This window comes from Frankia nepalensis, from assembly GCF_016786325.1.
In the GTDB taxonomy this organism is placed as follows: Bacteria; Actinomycetota; Actinomycetes; order Frankiales; family Frankiaceae; genus Pseudofrankia; species Pseudofrankia nepalensis.
In genome coordinates this window covers 12,428-38,063 of sequence record NZ_JADWYU010000082.1, presented here as the reverse complement: position 1 = coordinate 38,063, position 25,636 = coordinate 12,428, and the positions used below count along the sequence as shown (strand labels likewise).

Here is a 25,636-nt window from a genome sequence, read left to right as displayed (position 1 = left end):
CGCCGGCTCAGGGCCGGCGGGGCTCGACGGGTCATGGCGCCTACCCGGAGCCACAACGGATGGGACAGTGATGGCCAAGAGTCGCGGGTAGCACCAAAGGCGGCAGATGGGGCGAACAACAGCGGTGGGATGCAGCCTGGTAGCGTTGCGCCGGCATCCAGTTATTGGCACGGCTCCGGCTTACCGGACAAAGGGGTGAACCGCATGACGCGCGTGGAGGCTCTCATGGCCGCCGACGAGTTCGTCGCCAAGGTGCTCACCTCCGCGTCGTCCGCTGGTTCCACGGGCGGACGCTTCACCGGGGCACTGAACCTGGCGGAACGAGTGGATCTCACGCTCCGGGTCGCGCGCTTCCTGCTGGAAGGCCAGCCGTCGTCCGAGAGCGACGACATCCTCAAGCGCGACATGCGCAATGAGCTCGACCAGGCCTTCCCGCCGCTGCGCACGTCCTGACCAGGGCCTGAGCCAGCCCGGCGGGCGTGACCGCCGTGGCGTCGTCCCGACCGCGGACACCGCGATCGGTGTCCGGCGCGATCAGCGCCCGGGCTCGGCGCGCATGACCGGGGTGGACGGCGACACCGTGAGCGGCGAGGTCGGCTCGATCAGGAGCTCGTCGTCGTCGAGCGGGATCGGCGGGGCCATCCCCTGCTCGACGGACTCCTCGAGCAGGCGCCTGCGCCAGCGGTCCCGGTAGAGAGCCGTCGCGAAACCAGCGGCGCTGACGAGCATGACGATGACGCCGACCGTCGTGAGGTCGAGCCCGGGCGGGTCCCCGCGCACCGCGAACGCGAGCACCGCGCCGAAGCCGAAGAACCCCAGACTCATCATGATTCCCATGCCCGGGCATGTACCCAGGGGGTGGCAGGTCGGAAACCGCTGACGTGTCGGACAAGCCGGCCGCCATCGGACCGGCTCTCAGAAGATCTTCGTAGGCCCGGCGGCGGCGGCGAGGCTCCGAGTCGCCGACCGGATTCGCGGCCCGCGCCGGCGCGGATCCCGTCCGACGACACGCGGGACGGGGCCCACGGGGCATCGCCCACGGGGCATCGAGGCGGCCGCGGGAGGTGGCGGTCCGGGACCTGCCCCGGACGCCCGTCGACATCAGGCTGGGGCCTAGAAGGCGTCCTCGGGAACGTCCATGAGGTCGAGCGTGGTGGCCTCGAGCATCACGCGGCGGGCGCGCAGCTCGGGGAGGACGTTGGCGGCGAACCACTTCGCCGCCGCGATCTTCCCCTGGTAGAAGGACACGTCCCTGGCGGCCGGCTGGCCCGCGAGCGCGGCCAGGGCGACCTCGGCGCCCCGCAGCAGCAGCCAGCCGATGACCAGGTCACCGAGGCTCATCAGCAGCCGCGTGCTGTTCAGGCCGACCTTGTAGACGTCGCGCCGCTCGTCGGCCGCGCCGGTCAGGAAGCCGACCATGCCGCCGACCATCGACTGGACGTCCTCGAGCGCGGTGGCGAGCTGGTCGCGCTCCCGAGCGAGCGCGCCGTTGCCCGCGTCGCCCTTCGCGAACGTCTGGATGTCGATGAGCAGCGCGGTGAGCGCCTGGCCCTTGTCCCGCACGATCTTGCGGAAGAACAGGTCCTGCCCCTGGATCGAGGTCGTGCCCTCGTACAGAGTGTCGATCTTGGCGTCCCGGATGTACTGCTCGACCGGGTAGTCCTGCAGGTAGCCGGAGCCGCCGAAGATCTGCAGCGAGCTGGCCAGCAGCTCGTACGACCGCTCCGAGCCAACGCCCTTGACGATTGGCAGCAGCAGGTCGTTCATCCGCGCGGCGCGCTCGGCGTCCGCTCCCGCGTCGCCGGAGAGCCCCGTCCCCCGCGGGTGCGTCCCGGGGATGCCACCCTCGGCCTCGGCGATGGCCACGGTGTCCTGGAACGAGGCGGTGTAGAGCACCAGCGCCCGCATGCCCTCGGCGTAGGCCTTCTGCGCCATCAGCATCCGGCGGACATCCGGGTGGTTGATGATCGTCACCCGCGGCGCGGTCTTGTCGGCGGCGTGCGGCAGGTCGGCGCCCTGCACGCGGGTGCGCGCGAAGTCCAGGGCGTTCAGGTAGCCGGTGGACAGGGTGGCGATCGCCTTGGTGCCGACCATCATCCGCGCGTGCTCGATGACCTGGAACATCTGGGCGATCCCGTCGTGCACGTCGCCGACGAGCCAGCCCACCGCCGGTGCCCGCTCGCCGAAGCGCAGCTCGCAGGTGGCGGAGGCCTTCAGGCCCATCTTGTGCTCGAGGCCCGTGACGTAGACGCCGTTGCGGGAGCCGGGGGCGCCGGTGTTCGGGTCGGGCATGTACTTGGGCACGACGAACATCGACAACCCCTTGGTGCCCGGCCCGTGGCCCTCCGGCCGAGCCAGCACCATGTGGAAGATGTTCTCCGGCACGTCCCAGTCACCGCTGGTGATGAATCGCTTGACGCCCTCGATGTGCCAGGTGCCGTCCGGCTGAGGGATCGCCTTCGTCCGGCCGGCGCCGACGTCGGAGCCCGCGTCCGGTTCGGTGAGCACCATCGTGGCGCCCCACTGCCGCTCGATGGCCCAGCCGGCGAGCTTCTTCTGCCAGTCGGTGCCCAGCCGGTCGAGGATGCCGGCGAACGTCGGGCCAGCCATGTACATGAACACGGCCGGGTTGGAGCCGAGGATCAGCTCCGAGGCCGCCCAGGCGAGGGTTGGCGGGGCGCCAAGCCCTCCCAGGTGCGCCGGCACGAACAGCCGCCACCACTCGCCGTCCTGCAGCGAGGCGAAGGACTTCTTGAACGACTCCGGCAGCCGGACGGAGCCGGTCGCCGGGTCGAACTCGGGCGGGTTGCGATCGGCGTCCGCGAACGACTCGCCAAGCGGGCCGGTCGCCAGTCGCTCCAGCTCGGCGAGTACCTCATGCGCCGTGTCGCGGTCCATGTCCGCGAATGGGCCGGTACCGAGGATCCGGTCGACCCCGAGCGTCTCAAACAGATTGAACTCGATATCCCGAAGGTTGCTCCGGTAGTGACCCATGGCCGCCCCCATGTGTGATCGAGGGGCCTCCGGCCGCGCGGGCTGCGCCCGATGTCCGCGTCCGTCGACCGTCTTCCCAAGGCCTGGCCGGCTCCGAGCCATGACGCTCGGTGTTGTTGACGCTCCGTGCTGCCACTCGCCGTTGTTACTCGCCAGTACCTGTACCCATGCTACTCGCGGGTAACCGTGGCGCAAAGCCCCCTTCGAGGTTGCGACCGGACACGTCGCCCCCCGAGCCGAGCCGCACCCACCCCATCCCGCTCCGCGCATTGGATATGAACGTAAAGAAACGGAGTAAATTCAGAGAGTGACCAACAGCCTTCAGAAATCCTTAAAATCGCACCGATGGAGCTACTTGTGACAGAGAGAGGCCCACCTAGAGATCAATGGCATATCTAAGCTGGGTGCTGGGTACCCGACGGAGACGGCCAGATGGAGCCGCACAGGAGCCACAGAGCGCGATAGCTTTGGAGCGCACCGTCACCGGGCGGTCCAGCCGCTCTCCGCGAACTGGGCGTGCGCCCCGCGAACCGCCGGGTGGGAGGAGGTCGCCGTGGCCGGGTGGGCGCGGGTTCGCCGGGCGGTCCTGGTGAGTGTGCTGCCGGTGCTCCTCGCCAGCGCCCTCGCCGCGTGCGGGAGCGAGGAGGAACCGGTCGACTCGGCCACCGGCCGCGGCGCGGCCACCGCGACCGCCGACCCGCCGACGCCCCGATCGACACCCGAGACCGCGCCGACGGAGGGCGCCACCAGCGGTGGCACTGGTGGTGGCACCGCTGGCGGGACCGGCGACCCGGGCCAGAGCACGAGTCCCACGGCGGGCGAGGGGGCGGCCGCGCCGGTGCTGTCCGCGTCGCCGGTGTTCGTCGGAGAGCCGTGCCAACCGGCGCGGGACTCGGCGCCCGCGCCCGCGGTCAACGGCCTGATGCTCTACTGCGTCCCGGGCGCCGCCGGCGCTCCTGGCGCCGCCGGCGCCGGAAGCTGGATGCAGAGCCCGCCGCAGGCGCGGCCGGGCGGCCCGGCGCCCGGCGCCGAGTGCGACAGCTCGGACATCGGCGTGGTACAGCCCGGCCCGTCGGGCCGCCCGGTCGCGTGTCTGCGCGAGCCCAACGGCGACTTCCGCTGGGCGGACATCTCCTGACCGCACCCGGCCCACGCGCTGACTATCGTGGGTAACGACCCGTTGTCGCGTCGCCCGTCGTCGCGGCCACGGGGAATCCGCGGAAAGCCCCCGACCTCGTCGACGGCGGGCGTCATCCACGAACGGGAGGCTTGCCGTCAGCCCGATCGTCGCCGTCGAACACCTGACGAAGCGGTACCGGCGGGTGCACGCCGTGACCGACGTCAGCTTCTCGGTCCAGCGCGGGTCCGTGACCGGCTTCCTCGGGCCGAACGGCTCCGGCAAGACCACCACCCTGCGCGTCCTGCTCGGCCTCGTCGCCCCGACCAGCGGGCGCGCGCTGATCGACGGCCGCGGCTACCGTGAGCTGCCCGATCCGGCGCGCCTCGTCGGCGCCGTGCTGGAGCCGGTCGCCTACCCGGCGCGCGCCGCGGTCGACCACCTGCGCGCGCTCGCGCTGCCCATGCGGGTCGGGCCGCGCCGAGTGGACGAGGTGCTCGACGCCGTCGGCCTGGCGGACGTGGCCGAGCGGCCCGTGGGCGCCTTCTCCCTGGGCATGCGCCAGCGGCTCGCGCTCGCCGGAGCGCTGCTCGGTGACCCCGAGCTGCTCGTGCTCGACGAGCCGGCGAACGGCCTGGACCCGGAGGGCATCCGCTGGCTGCGTGACTTCCTGCGCTCCTGGGCCGACGAGGGACGCACGGCTCTGCTGTCCAGCCACGTGCTGGCCGAGGTCACCCAGGTCGTCGACCAGGTCGTCATCATCGACCGCGGCCGCGTGGCGCTGAACGCGCCGATGACCGAGATAGCCGCCGGTCGCGTGACCACGGCGGAGCTTCGCGCGACCGCCGGCCCGCTGACCGATGTCGCCCAGGGCTCGGTGACGGTCCGTACCCCCCATGCCGATCTGCTGGCCGAGCTGCTCACCGCCGAGCACGCCTCCCGGACCGCCGGCCTGCCGGATCGGCTCGCGGACCTCCCCGGTCGGTCTGGCGGCCCGGTCCGCCGGGTGGGGCCGGACGAGCTGCGGCTGCCGCCCGGCTGGGCCGAGCTGGTAGGACAGGTGGCGGCGCGCCACCAGATCCCGCTGGTGGAGCTGCACACCAGGGAGCCGGACCTGGAGGGCGTCTTCTTCGCGCTGACCGGCCGCCCGGCCAGCGGCGCCGAGCCGGAACCGTACGCCGGGCCGGAGCCGCATGGCGACACGTCCGTCCCGGCGCAGCCGCGTCACCGGGCGGCTGACCGATGACGACCAGCGGGCCCGGCGGCCGGTTCACGCCGCGGGCCGGGGCGACGGCCGCCGATCAGGCGGGAGCCTCGGCGCGCCGCGGGGAGGCCCGGAGCACGGTGCGCGTGCGGCGCCGGACCCGCGGCCGCCCGCCTGTTCCCGCCCCGCCTCCCAGGCCCGCCGGCCTCGGCACGCTGGTCCGGACCGAGTTCTTCAAGATCTCCACCAACCGCGGCCAGCGGGGCGCCGTCGCGCTCTTCCTGCTCCTGCAGATCCCGATGCTGGGGTTCTGGGGCGCGGGCGCGCTGCCCGAGGCCACCTGGAACGGGCTGCGTGCCCGGTCCGGGCTGCTGCTCGGCTACCTGCTGATGGCGCTCGGCGTCCAGGTCGCGGCGGGCGAGTTCCGCTGGCGCACCGCGACGCTGACCTGGCTCGTGACTCCGGCCCGGCACCGGGTGCTCGGCGCGCAGCTGCTCGCCACCGTCGCGCTCGGCGTCGCGCTGTCCGCTCTCACGTTCACCGCCTGGGTCGTGGCGGGCGCCGTCCGCCACGACGCGGCGGCCATGCGCCTCGACCGGCCCGGCGATCTCGCCGTGGCGTTCGCGGTCGTCGCCGTCACCGTCTGCGCCGCGGGCGTCGTCGGGGTGGCCGCCGGCTCGATCGCCCGCGGCTCCAGCGCCGCCCTGTTCACTCTGCTCGGCGTGGGGCTTGGAGAGCTCGTCGGGGACGACACCCGGTTTCGCGGCCCGGTCACCAGCGCGCTCGGGGTGCTCGGCTGGCCAACCTCGGAGCTTGACCTTCTGTCCTTCTGGGCGGCCGTCGCCTCGGCGCTGGTCGCGACGGCCGCCGCGTTCGTGGCCCTGCGCCGGGACCTGCCCGGATGAGCGGGCGGTCGCGCGACTCCGGGGGTCCCCCGACCCGGGATCCCCGGTCGGGGGATGTCGCCCGCTCGGCGGAGTCGGTGTGGCACGAGTCACGGCGCGGAGGCGGGATACCGAGATCCCCTGCCACCGGACCGCCTGATCGGCCTAACATCCGGCACATGGTGCGGTGCCCGGTATGTAAGGAGCAGAACCCGGACCAGGCCCGGTTCTGCTCCAACTGCGGGAACCCCCTGCCCACCGGCCGCACCGGGACCCGCAAGACGGTCACGATCATGTTCATCGACATCGCCGGCTGGACCAACATCGGCGAGAGCATCGACTCCGAGCCGCTGCAGCAGGTCAAGTGGCGGTTCTTCTCGACCGTCAGCGGCGTCATCAAGAGGCACGGCGGCAGCGTCGAGAAGTTCATCGGTGATGCCGTGTTCGGGGTCTTCGGGATCCCGGTCGTCCACGAGGATGACGCCCTGCGCGCCGTGCGAGCCGCGTTCGACATCCGGGTCGCGATGGGGCGGCTCAACGACGAGCTGCGGCGTGAGTGGGGGCTGACCCTGCGGATCCGGACCGGCATCAACACCGGCGAGGTCGCCGTGGCCGGCGGCACCGTCACCGGAGACGCGGTCAACGTCGCCTCGCGGCTCGAGGAGGCCGCCGCGCCGGACGAGATCCTGATCGGCGACAGCACCTACCGGATGATCCGGCACAGCGTCACCGTCGACACCATCCCCCCGCTGGTGGTGCAGGGCAAGCGCGATCCGCTGCGGGCACACCGGTTGATCGGGCTGGTGGACCCCTCCGCCGGCCCTGGCAGCCGGACGCCGTCGCTTTCGCTCGCCGCGCCGGTCATCGGCCGCAACCGGGAGCGCCGCCGCATCCAGGACGCCTTCGAGGCGGTCGTTGAGGAACGCATCTGCCACCTGTTCACCGTGCTCGGCCCGGCCGGCATCGGGAAGTCACGGATGGTCAAGGAGTTCTGCGACGGCGTCGCCAACCGGGCGACGGTGCTGTCCGGGCGCTGCCTGTCCTACGGCGAGGGCATCGCCTACTGGCCGCTGATGGAGATGGTGCGCCAGGCGACCGGCATGTCGGCCGACTCGCCCGCCCTGGAAGGGCGGCGCCGGCTGCGCGAACTGCTCGACGAACTCGGGGTGGCGGGGGCGACCGAGGTGGTGGCCGCGCTCGCTCCGCTGGTCGGCCTCGGCGGCGCCGAGGTGGGCACCCAGGAGAGTTTCTGGGCGGTGCGCACCCTCTTCCAGGCGCTCGCCGAGCGCCGCCCGCTGGTGCTGTGCTTCGACGACGTGCACTGGGCCGAGCCGACGCTGCTCGACCTGATCGAGCACATCACCGACTGGTCGCGCGACGCGCCGATCCTGCTGCTGTGCCTGACCCGCCCCGATCTGCTCGAGGAGCGGCGGCAGTGGGGCGGGGGCAAGCTCAACGCGACCTCGATGCTGCTGCAGCCGCTCACCGACGAACGCTGCCAGCGGCTGATCCGCAGTTTGATGGGCTCGGACGACGTCCCCCCAGCGCTGATCGACCGGATCACCTCGTCGGCGGCCGGCAACCCGCTGTTCGTCGAGCAGATGGTCGCCGCGTTGGTCGACGACGGCCTGCTGCGCCGGGACGGCAACGGCTGGACGGCCACCGGCAACCTGCGCGACGTCAAGGTCCCCCCGTCGATCTCCGCGCTGCTCGCCGCCCGGCTCGACCGGCTCGACGCCGCCGAGCGCCGGGTGCTGGAGCGGGCCGCGGTGGTCGGCGGCCGGTTCTACCTGGACGCCGTCGTCGACCTGTCCGACCCGGAGGAGCGCCCACACGTCGCCTCGCACTGCCTGGCCCTGGTGCGCAAGGAACTGGTCCACCCGGACCGCTCCGACCTGCCCGGCGTCGAGGCGTTCCGGTTCCTGCATGTGCTGCTGCGCGACTGCGCCTACCAGGCGACGTCCAAGCGGCAGCGCGCGGACCTGCACGAGCGGTTCGCCCGCTGGCTGCAGGCCCGGATGCTCGGCGGGCCGGGCGAGCACGACGAACTGGTCGGATACCACCTGGAGCAGGCCTACCGCTACCGCGTCGAGCTCGGCCAGCGCGACGCGACCACCGTGGAGCTCGGCCGGCAGGCCGCGAGCTGCCTGATCGAGGCGGCCGACCGCGTCCGCCAGGGCGACGAGATGGGCGCGGCCCAGCTGCTCAAGCGGGCGATCGTGCTGCTGCCCGAGCTCGACCCCCTGCGGCTGCGGGCCGAGATCGACCTGGGCTGGGCGCTGTACTCGTTCGGCCGGCTCTCCGACGCCGACCGGATCCTGCGCCAGGTCACGGAGCGGGCCCGGCGCGGGGGCGAGGAGGGGCTGCGGGCGCACGCCCGGCTCGCGCACCTGCGGGTGCAGTTCGCCACCGAGCCCGAGGGGCTGGTCGCCGTCACCCTCGAGGAGGCCGGGCAGGCGCTGGCCGCCTTTGTCCACGAGGGCGACGAGGTCGGCGCGGCGCTCGCGGCCCGCAGCCGGGCCTCGGCCTACATCGCCGCCGGCCAGTTCACGGCGGCGGAGAAGGCGATGCGCCTCGCCGTCCAGCACGCCGAGGACTCCGGGGTGCCACGGGCCTCGCAGTCGCTGCGCCGCGAGCTGGTCAGTCTGCTGAGCTGGACCCCGCGCCCGGTGGAGGAGTCGATCTCACTGGCGCTGGCCGCGCTCGCCGAGGCGGGTGACGACCGCGGCCAGCGCCGCGCGCTGCTCGCCCAGCTGGCCGTGCTGACCGCGATGGGCGGCGACCTGGAGGCGGCCAGAACTCACCTCAAGGACGCCGAGGAGATCGTCTGGGACCTGAGCGGCCCGCGCTTCGACCCGCTGCACAGCGGGTTCGTGGTCGCCAGGGTGGCGGTGCTCGGCGACGACCTGGCGACCGCCGAGCGGGAGCTGCTCAAAAGCTGCCGGCACCTGTCCAAGATGGGCGAGAAGGTCTTCCTGGCCACCAGGGCGGCGGCGTTGGCCGAGGTGATGCTGGCGCTCGGCCGGCTCGACGACGCCGGCAAGTACGTGACCCGCTGCCGCGACGCGGCGGCGGGCGACCAACTGCCGGCGCAGGCCGGCTGGTGCGGGGTGCACGCCCGCCTGCTGGCGATCCGCGGCCGCGACAACGAGGCGCTGCGGTTCGCCGAGACCGCGGTGGAGCTAGCCGGCAAGACCGACGACCTCGACGGCCAGGCGGCCGCGCTGCTCGCCCGCGCCGAGGTGCTGCACCGGCGCGGCCGCAAGGACGACGCGGCCGAGAGCCTCGCGGCGGCGCTGGAGCGTTACCACCGCAAGGGCAACGTCACCGCGGCGGCGCTGGCCACCCGCGCGTTCGACCGCCTGGACGACGATGGCCCGGACACCACGATCATCATGCCGCCGGAGATCTGAGCCGCCGCGGATCTGAGCGCGCCCGCCGGTGCAACGTCCCGCTCTCGGCCGCGCGGGCCCGCCCCCGGAGGGGTGACCGGCGCGGCCGCGCTCAGCCGGCGGTCGACTCGGGTTTCGGGAGCGGGTTGAGGCGAGTCGTGTCGTAGACGAACCCCGCCAGGTCGATCGTCTGCGGTGACGGCGGCTTGAACGAGGCCCCGCCATCGCCGAACGTCGCGTTCACCAGAAATCCACCGACCCGTAGGTCATTGGAGATCCGGGGGTTGAACTGCTGGTCCTTGTACACCAGCTGGCCGTCGATCCAGATCAGCATCAGCCCGTTGGCGTATCCCTCGAAGTTCAGCTTCACCCCCTGTTCAACGCAGATCCACCTGCCTCGCGGCCAGCGCCAGATCCCCTTGCCCACGGTGTTGACCGGATGGTCGGGACGGGCCGTGTTCGCGTACACGAGCCCCATGTCGCCGTCCCGCCAGGCAAACCGCGTGGCAAAGCCAGCACGGAGCGTCTCCGTGCGCTGCCGGTTCTTGACGATCGTCCCGAAGAAGCCTGGCAGACGCCCACCGTTGCCGAAGTCGAAGTTCTCCGGGAACCGAAGGTAATAGCGGAAGTACAGCTCGTACGGCGAGCGAAGGGTGTGATCGACGAACATCTGCACGCCGCCGTACGTCGGTCCGTCCTGGTAGATCCGCGCTTCCTGCGGGTTCGTCACGTCGACCGGGATGGATACCCGGAGGAAGGTGGGGAAGCGGGGATCGTCGGACGGCAGCACCTCGGCCTGGTCGAGGCCGTAGCTCGCCCGGGTCGTAGGTACCAGCTTCTCGCCGAAGAACTCCTTGGCCACCGCCGGGTCGGCGAGCGTGCGGCGTTTCGCGGCGGTCGTCGCCGCGGGCGCCGGCGTCGCCGTGTCCGGTGGCAGCATCTCGCTCGCCGGGTCGAACGGCTTCGCGTCCGACCCGCAGCCGGTCAGCAGGCCGCCGCCGAGGCTGGCCCCCGCCAGCCCCAGCACACCGAGCGCCGACGAGCGCAGCAGCGCCCGCCGGCTCGTCTCACCACTCATGCCTGGTGCTCCAGGCCTCACACGTTCGGGCGGCCGAGCGCGTGGTAAGTCCAACCCGCCTGTCGCCACCGCACTGGGTCAAGGGTGTTGCGGCCGTCGATGATGACCGGGTTGCGCGTCACGGACGCGACCAGCTCCGGATCCACCTCGCGGAACTCCGCCCATTCGGTCAGGTGCAGCACCACGTCGGCGTCCCGCGCCGCCTCGACGGCGTTGAGGTCGTACCTCAGCTCGGGATAGCGGCGCTCCGCGTTCGGGATCGCGGCCGGGTCGCACACCGTCACGATGGCGCCCGCGGCGTGCAACGCACGGGCGACGTCAAGCGCCGGTGAGTCGCGGATGTCGTCGCTGTTCGGCTTGAAGGCGGCGCCGAACACGGCCACCCGCTTGCCTCGCACGTCGCCGCCGACCAACTCGGTCGCCAGCTCCACCACCCGCGCCCGACGGCGAAGGTTGATCGCGTCGACCTCGGCGAGGAAGGCGACGGAGTGTCCCGCGTCCAGCTCCCGGGCCCTGGCCTGGAAGGCCCGGATGTCCTTGGGCAGGCAGCCGCCGCCGAAGCCGACCCCGGCGCCGAGGAACCGGCCGCCGATCCGGGTGTCGTAGGAGAGCGCCTTCGCCAGGGTCGTGACGTCCGCGCCGGCCACCTCGCACACCTCGGCCATGGCGTTGATGAACGAGATCTTGGTGGCGAGGAAGGAGTTCGCCGCGACCTTCACCAGCTCGGCGGTGGCGTAGTCGGCGACGACCAGCGGGGTACCGGCCTCGAGCGCCTGGCTGTACACCGTGCGCAGGACGGCCTCCGCGACCCCGCCGTCGGCCGCCGGCAGCCCGAAGACCAGCCGGTCGGGCCGCAGGGTGTCCTCGACCGCGAAGCCCTCCCGCAGGAACTCCGGGTTCCAGGCGAGGCCGGCGTGCGGGGCCTCGGCGGCGAGCCGGGCGGCGAGCCGGGCGGCCGTGCCCGCGGGCACCGTGGACTTGCCGATGACCAGGGCACCCGGCTTGAGGCCGGCCGCCAGCAGCTGGTCCATCGCGCTGTCGAGGTAGCTGAGGTCGGCTGCCGGCGAGTCGGCGCGCTGCGGCGTGCCCACGCACAGGAAGTGCGCGTCGGCGTCGGCGGCGTCGGCGAACGACGTGCTGAAGGACAGCCGGCCGGACTCGAGGTTCTTGCGCAGCAGCTCCTCGAGGCCCGGCTCGAAGAAGGGCACGACACCGGCGCCGAGGCTGGCCACCTTGGCCTCGTCGACGTCCAGGCCCACCACGGTGAAGCCCAGCTCGCTCATGCACACCGCGTGGGTGGCCCCGAGGTAGCCGGTGCCTACCACGCTGATCTTGTTGACCGTCCCGGCAGCCGCCGACGGCTCCACCAAATCGGACACACTGTCAGAAACCACTACCGCGTCCCCCCACTCGCGCGAAACCAGTCCCCCGACTGGTCCAGTGACGTCACTCTCTCCCCGGATGGCAGGCCCGGGGCAGGTCTAGCAATAGTGGCAAACGCGTCCGGCGGGCGAGACACCGGCCTTTCCCAGGCGTACGGTTCGCGTCAACGATGTTTCCAGAAGGTGACGAAGTGCTAGTACCGAGCCACGCGGTCCGCCGGTACCCGCATAGCACCAAGGAATGGCACCATTATCGCCAACGCCAACAGTGATTGATCGTGTACACAGCGACGTGTCCATCAGTGGCGCATCGGCATCGACAGTGATGAGACATACACGCAGAGTGGATTGACCCGCCGATGGCGCACACTGTGGCCACTGCTAGCCTGACTGTTGCCTGCGGGTGATCACGGTCGATCGCCCGCCATAGAGCCAGAACGATCTGGATCGAGATTAGAAGGCCTCGGGGCGGAGGTCATCCGGTCCGTGCGGCTCTTTCGACTCATGAGTCGCACTGGGGGGGTCCAAGCGACAATGCAATGGCTCAGCGCCGCGGTCGACTTCATCTCGAGCCACCGAAGTCTTATACCGATCGGCATCGCGGGCGTCGTCTCGTGGGTGGTATGGCTCACACGCCGGCTTCTTTCCACCAGATACCGGCCGGTACGAAACAACTTCCGCACAACAACCTCGGTGATCGTGCCCTCCTTTCGCGAGGACCCCGACGTCCTGGAGCGCTGCCTGAAGACCTGGCTGGCCCAGGAGCCGACAGAGATCATCATCGTCCCCGACGTGGAAGACACCGAGCTGATCGAGCGGCTCGCCCGGCGCGCCGACCCGACTGTGACCGTCATCCCATTCGTGCACGAGGGCAAGCGCTCCGCGCTCGGCGTCGGGATCTCGGCGGCACGCTACGACGTCATCGTGCTGTGTGACTCCGACACGGCGTGGGAGCCCGGCCTGCTGGCGGCGGTCCAGATGCCGTTCGTCGACCCGGAGGTCGGCGGCGTCGGCACCCGCCAGAACGTCTACGAGCCGCGCACCAGCGTCTGGCGGCGAGTCGCCAACTGGCTGGTGGACATCCGCTACCTCGACTACGTGCCGGCCCAGGGCCGGGCCGGCGCGGTCGCCTGCCTGTCCGGGCGGACCGCGGCGTACCGCCGCTCCGCGGTGCTGCCCGTCCTGCACAACCTGGAGCACGAGTTCTTCCTCGGCCGCCGCTGCATCGCCGGCGACGACGGCCGGCTCACCTGGCTGGTGCTGGCCTCCGGCTACAAGACGGTGCACCAGGACACGGCCCGCGCGATGTCGATGTTCCCGGACAGCCTGCGGGCCTTCATCAAGCAGCGCGTCCGCTGGAGCCGGAACTCCTACCGCACCTACCTCACCGCGATCTACAAGGGCTGGCTGTGGCGCCAGCCACTGATCACCCAGGTCGGCGTGCTGCAGATCGTGCTCACCCCGGTGACCATGGGCATCGCGATGACCTACTTCGCGCTGTGGATGATGCGTCCCGAGGCCAACGCGCCGATCATCGCGATCGTCTGGCTGCTCCTCGGTCGCGCCATCCGAGGCATGTCGCATCTCAAGGAGCATCCGCGGGACATCTTCGTCCTTCCGCTCACCGTCCTCATGATCATCGTCGTCGCGCTACCGATCAAGGCCTGGGCGCTCGTGTCGATGAACAAGCAGGGCTGGCTGACCAGGCGCGCCGACCTCATCGGCGGCGAGGGCCAGAGCGACGCCTCCACGAGGACCAGCGGCCCGTCCGCCCCGGCGCCGGCGGGTGCCCGATGACCCGGCCGTCCCAGGCGCGACGCTCACCCCGACGGGTGGCGGCGCGGGCTGGCCTGCTCCTGGCGACCATGGTGGCGGCGCTCGCCGCGACCACGATCGCGACCACCGTCACCCCGGCCCACGCCGACCCCGTCCCGCCACTGCCGCCTGCCAGCTCGGCCGACGCGAAGAAGCAGTCGACGCTGGTGGACGCGGAGGACATCCGGCTGCGCACCATGTACGAGCGCTTCGGGGTGCTCACCGAACCGACGATCGTCGAGACGGCCGGCAGCCTGCCGACCCTGCTGCTGCCCGCCCGGGCGCAGCCGTACACCGCCACGGACGTGGTCGCCGCCGGCGGCGGCCGCCGCGAGGTGGACGGCGGCGTGCTGTTCACGGCGCACGTGCTCGTCGGTCCCCAGGCCCGGCTCGTGATCAACGGGCAGGTCGGCGAGCTCCGGCTGGCCAGTGGGGCGAGCGGCTACGCGACGGTCACCGCCTGGCGCGGTGCCATGGAGTTCTTCGGCGACTCGCCGGAGAAGAAGCTGTCCATCGTCGGCTGGGACGTCCAGAACCTCCGGCCCGACACGGCGACCGCCGACGGACGGTCCTACATCCGGACGATGGGTGGCGAGCTCATCGTCCGCAACGTCAAGGCGACCAACCTCGGGTTCTGGACCGGACGCACCGGCGGGATCGCCTGGACCGGAAGCAAGGGCGAGCCCAGCACCGGCGGCGCCGCCGACTCCGTGTTCTCCCAGAACGTCTTCGGTGCCTACGTCTCCGGCAGCGAGGGCATCCAGATGATCGGTGTCCGGCTGGAGGACAACGAGCGCTCTGGCCTGTCCGTCAACCGGGACGCCACCACCACGCTCGTCTCCGGCATCACGTCCACCCGCAACCATGGCGACGGCATCACCATCGACCGTGCCTCGGGCTCGCGGGTCATGCGGAGCACGGTCACCGACAACTCCGGTGACGGCATCACGGTGGACGGCCGCGGGCTCGGTCTGGTCGCGACCGCGACGGGCGTCCAGGTACACCAGATCAAGGACACCCTGCTCGAGGGCAACACGGTCAGCGGCAACGGCCGCTACGGCATCCGCGTGGTCGGCGGCGAGAACAGCGTCCTGCGGGCCAACAAGGTCACGGGTAGCACCGTCGGCATCATCATCAAGAGCGGCGCGAACGGCACCCAGATCGAGGGCAACACGGCTATCGCGGCGACGGAGGCCGGCATCCAGATCGGCCCGGACGCCCGGCGCACCGCGCTGGTACAGAACACCCTGACCGACGACAGGCGCGGCATTGTGATCCAGGGCGCCACGACCAACGTCGTCAGCCGCAACACGGTGACCGGTGCCTCCGACTTCGCGATCACCGTGCGCGGCCAGGCGGACGACACCAAGATCCAGCACAACAAGCTCTCTGGCGAGGGCTGGCGAGCGATCGACATCCGCAAGGCCCTCGGCGTGAAGACCCGCGAGATCCACAGCAACAACACCGACGGCTGGGTCAGCCTCGAGGCCAACCACTGGTACTCGCTGATCGAGGAGCACCCGGCGCTGCTGGTCTGGGGCGTCCTGGTGCTGTTGCCACTCCTGGGCTGGCGCAGCCGCCGAAAGGCGAAGAAGGCGCCCAGGCAGCACCCCTACCCGGAGGCGGAGCTGCTGCTCCAGCGGCTGACCGGCGGGACCATGCGGCCGCCGGCCCAGCTGGCACTGATCGCCGCCTCGGCGAACGGCGCCGGGGCCAGCCCATCGAGGTCCGCCGGAAACGGCGCCGGCAAGAAGCTCACCGCTGCCGGCACCGGGCCGTCCCACGGGTCGTCGGTCTTCGCGGAGGCAGCACCGCGGCGACAGCCCTCGACGCGGACCAAGCCGACCGTGCCACGGCAGGATGCCGAGCCGACCGAGCTGATCCGGCGAGGCGGCCCCGCCGGGCGGGTCCAGGACCACGAGACCACGGCCTGGCTGACACCGCCCAGGACGTCCGGCTCGTCGGACTTCTTCTCGCCGCGCGAGGCTCCGTCCGCCCCGCGTCCGCGGCGCGGCGGGCACGACGGCCACCAGGAAAACAGCCAGCCCCCTACCTCGTAGGGGGCACGGCCCTGGCGGTCGTGGAGCCGTCTCGGTGAAAGACAAGGAGATCAAGGAGATCCATGTGAACGGCGTGTCCACGTCGTCATGGCGCACGCCGCCCAGTCCACCGTCCACCGGGGCCCGCGCCGGCCGCGGGCGGATGGCCGCCCTGTTCGCCGCCATCGCGCTCACCGCCGGCGCCTGTGGCGGAGGTGACGACGAACCGATCGAGTTCGCCTCGATCCCGCCGGCCTCCCTGAACCCGGATGCCCTGGGGGGGTCGGGCGGCGGCGACACGAGCACCGGAGCCGCCGGCTCCGGCCCGGTCGCCCCGGCCGGGGGCCAGGTCACGTGCCCGGAGGGTGGCGGCATCACCGTGCGCAACGCCGGCGACCTGACCGCCGCCCTGGCGGCGGCGGAACCGGGAGACATCATCCGGATGGCTCCGGGTCGCTACACCGGCGATTTCAAGATCACAAAGTCGGGAACGGAGCCGAGCCCGATCTGGGTATGCGGCACTCCGGAGGCCGTCATCGACGGCGAGGACGACGCCAAGTACCTCCTGCACCTGGAGAAGGTGTCCTGGGTGCGAGTGGTCGGCTTCAGCGTGCGTAACGGCCAAAAGGGCGTCATGGCCGACTCCGTCAACCACTCGGTCATCGCCTCGCTGCACGTCAGCGCCACCGGGGACGAGGCGATCCACCTGCGCACCGGCAGCAGCGACAACCTGGTCGTCGGGAACGTCATCCGCGACACCGGCAACCGGTCCGAGAAGTTCGGCGAGGGCATCTACATCGGCAGCGCCACCAGCAACTGGTGCGAGTACACCAACTGCGAGCCCGACCGCAGCGACCGCAACTCGGTGATCGGCAACGACATCGCCGGTACGACCTCGGAGAACATCGACATCAAGGAAGGAACCGAGGGCGGGATCGTCAGCGGCAACAAGCTCAGCGGCGACGCGATGGTCGCCACCGACTCCTGGATCGACGTCAAGGGCAACGGCTGGCTGGTGGAGAAGAACGTCGGCACCCAGGACGGCGGCACCGTCACGGACGGCATCCAGACTCACGTGGTCGAGGACGGCTGGGGCCGCAAGAACATCATCCGCGCCAACACCCTGACCGTGAACGGTGAGGGCTTCGGTGTCTACATCCACAAGGCCGACGAGACCGGCAATGTCGTCGGATGCGACAACCAGGTGACCGGCGCCGCCAAGGGCCTGTCCAACGTCACCTGCTCCGGAAGCTGATCGCCGGTCCGGCGCCGCGCCGGGTCTCCTGGGTCCCCAGGGTCTCGGCGCCGCGCCGGCCGCCAGGCCGGGCTCAGAAACCCCTGTTCTGCTCCTGGAGCCAGTAGAGCTCCTGGGCCCAGACGCGCAGCCGCTCGACGCCGGCCAGCTCGCAGGCGAGGGCGTGCGCCACCCGGGGACGGCGCAGCAGGTCCAGCTCCGTGTCTCGATATGGCCAGCCCAAACCCTCGTCCTCGCGGGCACGCCGGAAGGCGGCCCTGGCGAGCGCGATCTCCGCCAGCGCGTAGTCGACCTGTTCGCGGACGATCGTGTACCGGGCGGCGACATCCTCCCTACTGGCCCGACGCGGGCTTCGGTAAGGGGCCAACGGCATCGGACCGGTAGCCCCGGCGGACACGTTGATGTCCGTTCCGGTCGCCGGCGCTCCCGTGGCGATGGCCGCCGCCATCGCCGCCAGCTCGGCCAGCAGCGCCGGCAGCGACCGCGGCTCCGCCGGCGTCCCGCCGGGCGCGGGCAGGAGCGGCCCGGCCGGCGGCGATGACCCCGGCCGCGGCGATGACTCGGGTGACGGCGAGGCCCCGGGCGACGGCGAGGCCCACTGCGCGTCCACGACCATCGGCCCGACCGTCACGGCCGAGCCACCGGGCACGGCGGGGAGCCCGGGGCTGTCGACGAGCCAGGGGGCATCCACCGGGCCGGACGCGCCGACGAACGCGGTGGCGTCCACGGGCGCCGCGGCGTGGGCGGGCCCGGTGGGGTCGATCCCTGTCGGTGCCTCCCGCGTCGCCGGGACCCCGGCCGAGGCCTGCCTTTGGTCCACCGAGACGCCATCCACCGACACGCCGCCCACCGACGCACCGGCCGCCGACCCACCGCCAACCGACACGTCACCCGTGAAGACGCCGCCGCCCGCCGGCACGGCGTCGACCATCACGTCCCAGGCCGACGCCGGCTTGGGCACGGGTGGCGGCCCGGCGGGCGGCGGGGGTGGGAAGGGAGCCGGGTACGGCGGGGGTGAGGAGGGGGCCGGGTACGGCGGCGCGGCGGGGTGCCTCTGGCCGAGCGTGCGCGCGGCGGCTTCGACGCCGATCGAGCCGTCGTCGAGCGCGGTCAGGCCGACGCCGGTGTTCCCGGCCGGCACCGGGACCGACGCGGGCGCGAACGCGCCGGCCGGCAGCGAAACCGCCGGCGGCGACACGGCGGGCAGCGTCGGGTACGGCCCGGCGGCGGCCGTCGTCAAGGCGTCGCCGGCGGCCCCGCCAGGCAGGAACGCGGCCGGCGCGGGTGCCGCCGGGACCGCGCCGACGATGTACGGCTCCGTCGGCGCGTACGGCGCCAGCGGCGGCGAGTAGGCGGGAGGCGGTGGGTAGGGCGGCGGCGAGTAGGACGGCGGAGGAGGCGCCGAGTACACGGCCGCCTCCACCCGCGCCGACGACGCCACGGCCGGCGGCGCGGGCCACGGCGGCTCGGGCGCCAGCGGCGGCGCGGCCGGCGGGAGCGGGCGGGCGGGACCGTCTGGGTGACCCGCCGGCCCCCCGGGTTCCGGCGCGGGCGGACGCGGGAGTGGGTACGGCGACGGGACGGGCGGGAACGACGGGCCGAAGCCTCCCCCCGGACCCGGGGTCGCTCCCCGATCGACGTCGCCGACCGGGGAGGTCCAGGAGCCACCCTGCGAGGGCCCCACCGAGCTCCGCCACTCGGCCACCGGCGCGCCCCCGTCGGGGTAGGCGACGCCGGGGTAGGCGGCCTCCGGGTAGGCCGCGTCGGGGTAGGCGGCGTCGGGATAGGCGGCGTCGGGATAGGCGGCGTCGTCCGCCGCCCAACGCTCCGACGGCCCGGCGGGGTCGTTCACGGGAGGCGAGTAACGGTGGTCGCGCCCGTACTCATACGGGGTTTGGCCCTCGTACGAGCCGAACGACGACGCAGACATGGTGAGGGCAGGGTACGACGCCGCCGTCCGGCAGCCCGCCACCCGGACCACCCGGATGACGTATCCGCTGACGATTCGCGTGTCCCGGACGGGTTGGGCGGTTCCGGATAGGCCGCGCGGTCGCGCTGCCGAGCCGCCACGACGGTGAGAGCGTGGACGCGGCGCCGCACACCACCGGCAAGGCGCCCCTGGCACAACGATCTCCTTGGACGCCGGGATCTCTGACGATTCCGGCTCGGACCTGGTTCGGACCACCGAACTCGGGGGAGTCAGTCCAACGGAACCAGCGGGACGGCGCCCCCCGGCATGGGTGAGAACGACAGCGTCAGGTGACATAGTGAACACGGTGGGTAGCTGAACCAATAGGGTGCCTCGACGCGGTCCGGGCCCGCCGCGACGATCGCGCGCCTTCCTTCCGGTATCAGCCTTCGGCATCAGGGGGTGTTCAGGTGGAAATAACCGCGCCGGCCGCCGCGGCGGTGATCGGGTTCCCGTTGCTGATGATGATGGTCATGCTGGCAATGGGCGTCGTCGAGCGATGGATGACCGGCCCGGGCCGGTCGACGCTGCGCCTCACGCGCGGCGTATCCGGCGCCGGTGGAGACGGCGGCGCCCAGACACCCTCGACGCCGGCCGCGCCGGCGACCGCGAGCGGCGGCCGGGAACTCCTCGGCGCCGCCGATGGGCGCCCCACCCTCCGCCTCGTCACCGCCACCCACGCCACCGCGGCCCACGTCACCGGGCCGACCGGATTCGCCACCGGGCCGACCGGATTCGCCGCCTCGGCACCCCGGGCGGCCGAGGCCGGCGCGGCCGCCGCGGATCACCTCTGAAGCGTCGGCGGGTCGAGACGGCGCCGCGCCGAGGGCGCGGCCATGGCGATGGACGGCGCGGGCCGAAGGTTCGGACCAGGCCGCTCACTGTGGATCATGTTCGGCGGGCCCTGGACCGCCGATCCGCGCGCACAATCAGCGATCTTCTACCTGCCCCGCCCCACCCTCCCCGGTAGATCACCAGATCTGTGCGATGTTCAGGGACGAAACGGGCAGAAATCGCTGGATGGCGCACACATCTAACGATCAAGGAAGCTGCCATGCCTCCCACGGGCTGGTGATCGTCGGATGTGTGCGCGGATCGGCGTTCCAGCGGCCCGGTCAAGATGCGCGGGAAGGGCCTCAGGCCGATCTGCCCGGCGCGACCCCCGCCACGCCCGCCACGCCCGCCACGGACACCGGGGGCGAGCCGGTGGACGCCACGGACGAGCCGGTGGCCGGGACGATCCGGAGCCGGTCTGTCAGGCCGGTCGCGGCGACCAGCTCCAGGAACGCCGGCGTCGGCGCGCGGATCTCCAGGGTGCCGTGCACCCGGCGCAGCAGCAGGTCGGCGCGCAGCAGCGCGGCAAGCGCCGGGATGTCTATCTGGCGCAAGCCGCCCACGTCGACCGTCACCGTCCCGCCACCGCGGCCGAGCAGTTCTCCGATCTGGTCGCGCAGGCAGCGCCGGCCGGCGTCGTCCAGCTCGCCGACCAGTTCGAGGAGCACGTCCTCTCCCGCGTCGCGGTGCACCGACATTCGCAGAGCCCCGCCGTCGACCCGCATCACGCCCCCGATCCTTTGGCGGCCGGCGCCCTCCCCGGGCCGCAGAATGGTTACGGAGAGTAACATGCGCTGGCAGCTCGGGGAACGCGGCGCCGACCGCGGGGCCTATCCGGGGCTCACGCCAGACTCGCCCCCGCCGGGGCGATGGCTCCGGAGCCGGTCCCGAAGCCGGCGCGGAAGCGACGAATGAGGGCGTTCGTCGAGGCGTCGTGCCCGAGCTCCGGCTCGTCCGCGGCGGCGAGCTCGGGGATGATCCGGCCGGCGAGCACCTTGCCCAGCTCGACGCCCCACTGATCGAAGCTGTTGATCCCCCAGATCGTGCCCTGCGTGAAGACCTTGTGCTCATAGAGCGCGATCAGCTGACCAAGGATGAACGGGCTCAGCTCCGGGGCGAGCAGGGTGTTCGTCGGCCGGTCGCCCGTGAAGACCTTGTGCGGCACCAACTCGGGCGCGACCCCTTCGGCCGCGACCTCCTCGGCGGTCTTCCCGAACGCCAGCGCCTCGGTCTGGGCGAAGAAGTTCGCCATCAGCAGCACATGCTGGTCGGCGGCCCCCGTACCGCCGACTGCGGCGTGCGGCGGCGCGACGAAGCCGATGAAGTCGGCGGGGATGACCGTCGTCCCCTGGTGCAGCAACTGGTAGTACGCGTGCTGGCCGTTGGTGCCCGGGGTGCCCCACACGATCGGCCCGGTGGCGGTCGTCACCGGCCGGCCGGCGCGGTCCACCGACTTGCCGTTGCTCTCCATGTCCAGCTGCTGCAGGTAGGCCGGGAAGCGGCTCAGGTAGTGGCTGTACGGCAGCACGGCGTGCGTCTGCAGGCCGAAGAAGTCCCGGTACCACAGGCCGATCAGCCCGAGCAGGACCGGGAGGTTGCGGTCCAGCGGCGCGGTGCGGAAATGTGCGTCCATCGCGTGGAAGCCGGCGAGCAGATTCCGGAAGTTGTCAGGCCCGATGGCGACCGCCAGCGAGAGCCCGATCGCCGAGTCCATCGAGTACCGGCCGCCGACCCAGTCCCAGAACTCGAACATGTTCGCCGTGTCGATCCCGAACTCGGCGACCTTCTGGGCGTTCGTCGAGACGGCCACGAAGTGATGCGGGACGGCCTGTTCGCCGAGGGCGGCGACCAGCCAGTGACGGGCCGCCTTCGCGTTGGCGATCGTCTCCAGCGTCGTGAACGTCTTCGAGGAGACGATGAACAGCGTCCGGGCCGGGTCCAGGTCGTGGGTCGCCTCCCAGATGTCCGAGCCGTCCACGTTGGACACGAACCGGGAGTCGATCGACCGGTCGGCGAACGTCCGCAGCGCCTCGGCGGCCATCGCGGGGCCAAGGTCGGAACCGCCGATGCCGATGTTCACGACGGTTCGGATGTGCTGGCCGGTCGCGCCGGTCCACACGCCGGAGCGGACCCGGTCGGCGAAGGCGTACATCTTCGCCAGCACCCTGTGCACCTCGGGCACGACGTCCACGGGCACGCCGTCCCCGCCGTCGACCAGGACGGGCTCGCCCTCGGGGGCCCGCAGCGCGACGTGCAGCACGGCCCGGCGCTCGGTGGTGTTGATCTTCTCGCCGTTGAACATCGCCTCGATCCGCGCGGCCAGGCCGGCGCGCTCGGCGAGCGCGATCAGCAGCCGGACGGTCTCGGCGGTCAGCAGGTTCTTCGAGTAGTCCAGGTACAGCCCGTCGGCCTCGGCGGACAGGGCCTCGGCCCGGCCGGGGTCAGCGGCGAACAGCGCGCGCAGGCTGGTGCCGGCCAGGTGCTTCTGATGCCCGCGCAGCGCCGCCCATTCGGGAGTCTCCGTGATCACTACCGGCTCGTCGTCGAGGTGGGACGACTCGGAGTTCGGCATCGAACCCGGCATCGTGGGACCGCCCTTCCGCTCCAGATCCGCTCGTCGAGATCTGCTACCGCCAGTCTGTATGGGACGCCCCCGCCGGCTCCCCAGCCACCCCGAACGGACCTACCGGACCCTGGCCGCATGGGCCCTCTGTTGCCACGATGGCGGACCTCGAGCGGCGCTCAGCACTCCCAGCAACACACCAACCCCAGGACCGGATCGACCCCAGTCATCCACACCGACCCCGCAACCACACATGTCGGGCGCGAAGCGTCCGACGGCGAGCCGCGAGCGGCGCGCTCAGCGCGCCTTCGAGCGGCCGCCCCATGTCGCACATCCGACGACCACGATCTACCCCTCGCCAGGCACGATCCAGGGGGTGCCAGGCCGTAGTATCGCCGGGTACACGACGAAGGGCGCGTTTGCGGCCCGGGCGCGGCCTTCTCGTCTTGTTTTTTTCCTCGTACAGCACCGCGGCCGGCGGCGAACGGGACCAGACCTTGCTAATCGATCGTTCTCTGGTGGAGGCGGCTCTCCCCGGCTACCAGGTCGAAGGCGACCTCGGTAAGGGCGGGTACGGGCTCGTGCTCGCCGGCCAGCACCGGCTCATCGGCCGTAAGGTCGCCATCAAGATTCTCCTCGATACCTCCGACGATCCCGAGCTGCGGGCCAGGTTCCTCTCCGAGGCCCGGGTGCTCGCCGAGCTCGACCACCCGCACATCGTCCGCGTGCACGACTACGTCGAGCACGAGGGCACCTGCCTGCTGGTGATGGAGCTGCTGTCCGGCGGGACGCTCAAGCAGCGCATCCAGGGTGGCAAGATCAACCAGGAGACCATCTGCTCGGTCGGGATCGCGGCCGCGGCGGCGCTGTCGACCGCGCATGCCGCCGGCGTGCTGCACCGGGACGTGAAGCCCGACAACATCATGTTCGACGGCTCCGGGCTGCTGAAGGTCACCGACTTCGGCATCGCCAAGATCTTCGACGGCGCCGAGACGACCGCGAGCGCCATCCTCGGCACGCCTCGCTACATGGCGCCCGAGCAGATCCTCGGCAGCCGGCTGTTCCCGTCCACGGACCTCTACGCGCTGGGCGGCGTGCTCTACGAGATGTTCGCCGAGCGGCCGCTGTTCGGCCGGCCGATGGGTGTGCAGCCGCTCACGCACCACCACCTCAACGTCATGCCGGAGCGGTTGACCAACGTCCCCGCTCCGGTCTCCGCCGTCATCATGCGGGCGCTCACGAAGGACCCGACGGCCCGCTACGGCGACGCCACCGAGTTCGCCCTCGAGCTTGCCCGCGCGGCCGTGCAGGCCTTCGGGCCGAACTGGCTCACCCGGTCCGACGTCAAGATCCGGGTGGACGACGAGATTCGGGAGGCCGCGCACGGCACCTCCTCGACCCCGAACCCGCCGTTCGGAGTGCCGCCCGCCCAGCCGCTTCGCCCGCCAGGCCCCGGCACCCCGCCGCCGGGCGGGCCCGGCTACCCGGGCGGCTTCACACCCGCGCAGCCGCTGTCCGGGCAGCCGTACGGGCCGCGTCCAGGCATGCCGGGCGGCCCGGGCTTCCAGCCGATGCCCGGTCCCCCCGCGCCGGGCCAGCCGGTGGCGGGGCGCTCGATGCCCAGCCAGCCGGTGGCTCCTCCCGTCCGGCCCTTCGCCGGCGGCCCGACGGGCAGCCCGACCGGCTGGTCGGGGTCCGCGCCCGGAAGCACGCTCGGCCCGACGCCGCCATCCGCGCCGCTGGCGACGCCCGGCTACCGGCAGCCACCCCCGGGCGGTTGGACGGGCGGCGGGCCGACCCAGCAGCCCCAACCGCCGCGACAGCCACCACGACAGGCACCACGTCAGCCACCGCCCCAGCCCCGCCACCAGGCGGACAAGAACGGGCTGTTCGGGCTGTCGGCGCGCACGACCTGGATCGCGGGAGCGCTGGTATTCGTCCTCATCGTCGGCCTGATCGCCGCGATCGCGCTCGCGGCGAGCAGTGGCGGCGGTGGCGGTGGCGGCGACCAGGATGACGCGGCCTCGCTGTACCCCGACCGCACGGCGGCCCTGCCGGCGAGCGCCGTCGGCTTCGCCGGGCAAGGCCTGCGAATCCCGAACATGGCGCCCTACAAGGTGGCCATCGCCGACGACGGCTCGCTGTACGTGAGCAGCTACGGCCGCGACGTCATTCACAAGATCACAAAGGATGGCGCCGTCACCACCGTCGCAGGCATCCCGTCGAGCTCCGACAACGACGGCGGGTTCTCCGGCGACGGCGGCCCCGCGACCGAGGCCAGGCTGAACGGCCCCGGCCGGGTCGCCGTGGACGCGGCCGGCAACATCTACGTCCCGGACGTGAACAACTTCCGGGTCCGGAAGATCGACCCGACCGGAAAGATCACCACGGTCGTCGGCAACGGCGAGGCCGGCTTCTCCGGCGACAACGGCCCGGCCGCCCAGGCGCAGATCAACGGGGTCGAGTCCCTCACGGCCGCCGCCGACGGCACCCTCTACCTGGCCGACTACGCGAACGAGCGGATCCGCAAGGTGACCCCGGACGGCACCATCACGACGATCGCCGGCACCGGCAACGCGGGGTACACCAGCACGCCGACCCCGGCGACGTCGGCCGACCTCGACGGCCCCAGCACCGTCGCGCTCGCCGCGGACGGCACCCTCTACGTCGCGAACCTGGGCTCCGACACCGTCCAGCGGATCACGCCGGACGGCGTTCTGCACCCCTTCGCCGGCAACGGCAAGCGGGGGCGCGCCGGCGACGGGGGCCCGGCCACCGACGCGGCGTTGTCGATCCCGGTCGCCGCGCTCGGCCAGGACGGCTCGGTCTACATCATCAACTACGGCAGCAACACGATCCGCAAGGTGGCCCCGGACGGGATCATCACGACGATCGCCGGCACCGGCTCCGAGGGCAACAGCGGCGACGGCGGCCCGGCCGCCCAGGCGCAGTTCAACGCCCCGGAGGGCTTCACCATCGACGCCAGCGGGGCGATCTACGTCGCCGACACCGGCAACGATTCACTGCGCCGAATCGACCCGAACGGAACAATCACTACGATTGCTCGGCAGAGCTGACAAACCCCGCGCCGCGCGGCCGGCTTCCCCGGC

General features: G+C 72.1%; 17 protein-coding genes. 10 read left to right on the top strand and 7 right to left on the bottom strand.

The window, feature by feature from the left end:
- The first annotated feature begins 204 nt into the window (after nucleotides 1-204).
- On the top strand, nucleotides 205-453 hold the full coding sequence (locus I6A81_RS03530; RefSeq protein WP_203004960.1) for a hypothetical protein: 249 nt from the start codon (nucleotides 205-207) through the stop codon (nucleotides 451-453).
- A gap of 81 nt (nucleotides 454-534) precedes the next feature.
- Here the strand turns inward: I6A81_RS03530 and I6A81_RS03525 are convergent, their stop codons facing one another.
- Both I6A81_RS03525 and I6A81_RS03520 read right to left on the bottom strand, forming a co-directional pair.
- Entirely contained in the window at nucleotides 535-837 is a 303-nt protein-coding gene (locus I6A81_RS03525; RefSeq protein WP_203004959.1) for a hypothetical protein, read from the bottom strand.
- 276 nt (nucleotides 838-1,113) lie between these two features.
- Nucleotides 1,114-2,994: an acyl-CoA dehydrogenase gene (locus I6A81_RS03520; protein WP_203004958.1), complete on the bottom strand. Its 1,881-nt coding sequence runs from the start codon at nucleotides 2,992-2,994 to the stop codon at nucleotides 1,114-1,116.
- A gap of 553 nt (nucleotides 2,995-3,547) precedes the next feature.
- Between I6A81_RS03520 and I6A81_RS03515 the strand changes: the two genes are divergently transcribed.
- The 4 genes from I6A81_RS03515 (at nucleotide 3,548) to I6A81_RS03500 (ending at nucleotide 9,612) form a co-directional block, all read left to right on the top strand.
- Nucleotides 3,548-4,132 carry a RodZ family helix-turn-helix domain-containing protein gene (locus I6A81_RS03515; RefSeq protein WP_307874442.1) on the top strand — a complete coding sequence of 195 codons (585 nt, stop codon included), beginning with the start codon at nucleotides 3,548-3,550 and terminating at the stop codon, nucleotides 4,130-4,132.
- Between the two features lie 193 nt (nucleotides 4,133-4,325).
- Nucleotides 4,326-5,357, top strand: a complete 1,032-nt coding sequence (locus I6A81_RS03510; RefSeq protein WP_307874441.1) for an ATP-binding cassette domain-containing protein — start codon at nucleotides 4,326-4,328, stop codon at nucleotides 5,355-5,357.
- A complete protein-coding gene (locus I6A81_RS03505) occupies nucleotides 5,354-6,220 on the top strand; it encodes an ABC transporter permease (protein WP_238429720.1) in 867 nt (288 codons plus the stop codon). Before I6A81_RS03510 ends, I6A81_RS03505 begins: the two co-directional genes overlap by 4 nt.
- 158 nt (nucleotides 6,221-6,378) lie before the next feature.
- Nucleotides 6,379-9,612 (top strand): adenylate/guanylate cyclase domain-containing protein, encoded by a 3,234-nt coding sequence (locus I6A81_RS03500; RefSeq protein WP_203004957.1) that lies wholly within the window; start codon nucleotides 6,379-6,381, stop codon nucleotides 9,610-9,612.
- Nucleotides 9,613-9,703: 91 nt separating this feature from the next.
- Here the strand turns inward: I6A81_RS03500 and I6A81_RS03495 are convergent, their stop codons facing one another.
- Nucleotides 9,704-10,669, bottom strand: a complete 966-nt coding sequence (locus tag I6A81_RS03495; protein ID WP_203004956.1) for a polysaccharide lyase — start codon at nucleotides 10,667-10,669, stop codon at nucleotides 9,704-9,706.
- Nucleotides 10,670-10,686: 17 nt separating this feature from the next.
- The gene (locus I6A81_RS03490) at nucleotides 10,687-12,039 is read right to left on the bottom strand and encodes a UDP-glucose dehydrogenase family protein (RefSeq protein ID WP_285222696.1); all 1,353 of its coding nucleotides are present in this window, start codon (nucleotides 12,037-12,039) and stop codon (nucleotides 10,687-10,689) included.
- 546 nt (nucleotides 12,040-12,585) lie between these two features.
- Between I6A81_RS03490 and I6A81_RS03485 the strand changes: the two genes are divergently transcribed.
- From I6A81_RS03485 to I6A81_RS03475, 3 genes are read left to right on the top strand one after another with little or no spacing between them, the layout of a single operon-like run.
- The gene (locus tag I6A81_RS03485) at nucleotides 12,586-13,848 is read left to right on the top strand and encodes a glycosyltransferase family 2 protein (protein WP_203004955.1); all 1,263 of its coding nucleotides are present in this window, start codon (nucleotides 12,586-12,588) and stop codon (nucleotides 13,846-13,848) included.
- Complete coding sequence (locus I6A81_RS03480; protein ID WP_203004954.1) at nucleotides 13,845-15,926, top strand: right-handed parallel beta-helix repeat-containing protein; 2,082 nt, start codon at nucleotides 13,845-13,847, stop codon at nucleotides 15,924-15,926. The genes I6A81_RS03485 and I6A81_RS03480 overlap by 4 nt, the downstream gene beginning before the upstream one ends.
- 34 nt (nucleotides 15,927-15,960) lie before the next feature.
- On the top strand, nucleotides 15,961-17,160 hold the full coding sequence (locus I6A81_RS03475; protein ID WP_307874440.1) for a right-handed parallel beta-helix repeat-containing protein: 1,200 nt from the start codon (nucleotides 15,961-15,963) through the stop codon (nucleotides 17,158-17,160).
- Between the two features lie 73 nt (nucleotides 17,161-17,233).
- On the opposite strand, the gene I6A81_RS42960 is transcribed toward I6A81_RS03475, so the two are convergent.
- A complete protein-coding gene (locus I6A81_RS42960) occupies nucleotides 17,234-19,090 on the bottom strand; it encodes a hypothetical protein (RefSeq protein ID WP_238429723.1) in 1,857 nt (618 codons plus the stop codon).
- Nucleotides 19,091-19,539: 449 nt separating this feature from the next.
- Between I6A81_RS42960 and I6A81_RS03465 the strand changes: the two genes are divergently transcribed.
- Nucleotides 19,540-19,923 (top strand): hypothetical protein, encoded by a 384-nt coding sequence (locus I6A81_RS03465; RefSeq protein ID WP_203004953.1) that lies wholly within the window; start codon nucleotides 19,540-19,542, stop codon nucleotides 19,921-19,923.
- Between the two features lie 342 nt (nucleotides 19,924-20,265).
- Here I6A81_RS03465 and I6A81_RS03460 read toward each other — a convergent pair whose 3' ends face one another.
- Both I6A81_RS03460 and pgi read right to left on the bottom strand, forming a co-directional pair.
- The gene (locus I6A81_RS03460) at nucleotides 20,266-20,688 is read right to left on the bottom strand and encodes an STAS domain-containing protein (RefSeq protein ID WP_203004961.1); all 423 of its coding nucleotides are present in this window, start codon (nucleotides 20,686-20,688) and stop codon (nucleotides 20,266-20,268) included.
- A gap of 116 nt (nucleotides 20,689-20,804) precedes the next feature.
- Nucleotides 20,805-22,535, bottom strand: a complete 1,731-nt coding sequence (gene pgi / locus I6A81_RS03455) for a glucose-6-phosphate isomerase (protein ID WP_238429719.1) — start codon at nucleotides 22,533-22,535, stop codon at nucleotides 20,805-20,807.
- 509 nt (nucleotides 22,536-23,044) lie between these two features.
- Here pgi and I6A81_RS03450 point away from each other — a divergent pair.
- A complete protein-coding gene (locus I6A81_RS03450) occupies nucleotides 23,045-25,603 on the top strand; it encodes a serine/threonine-protein kinase (protein WP_307874439.1) in 2,559 nt (852 codons plus the stop codon).
- Nucleotides 25,604-25,636 lie beyond the last annotated feature (33 nt).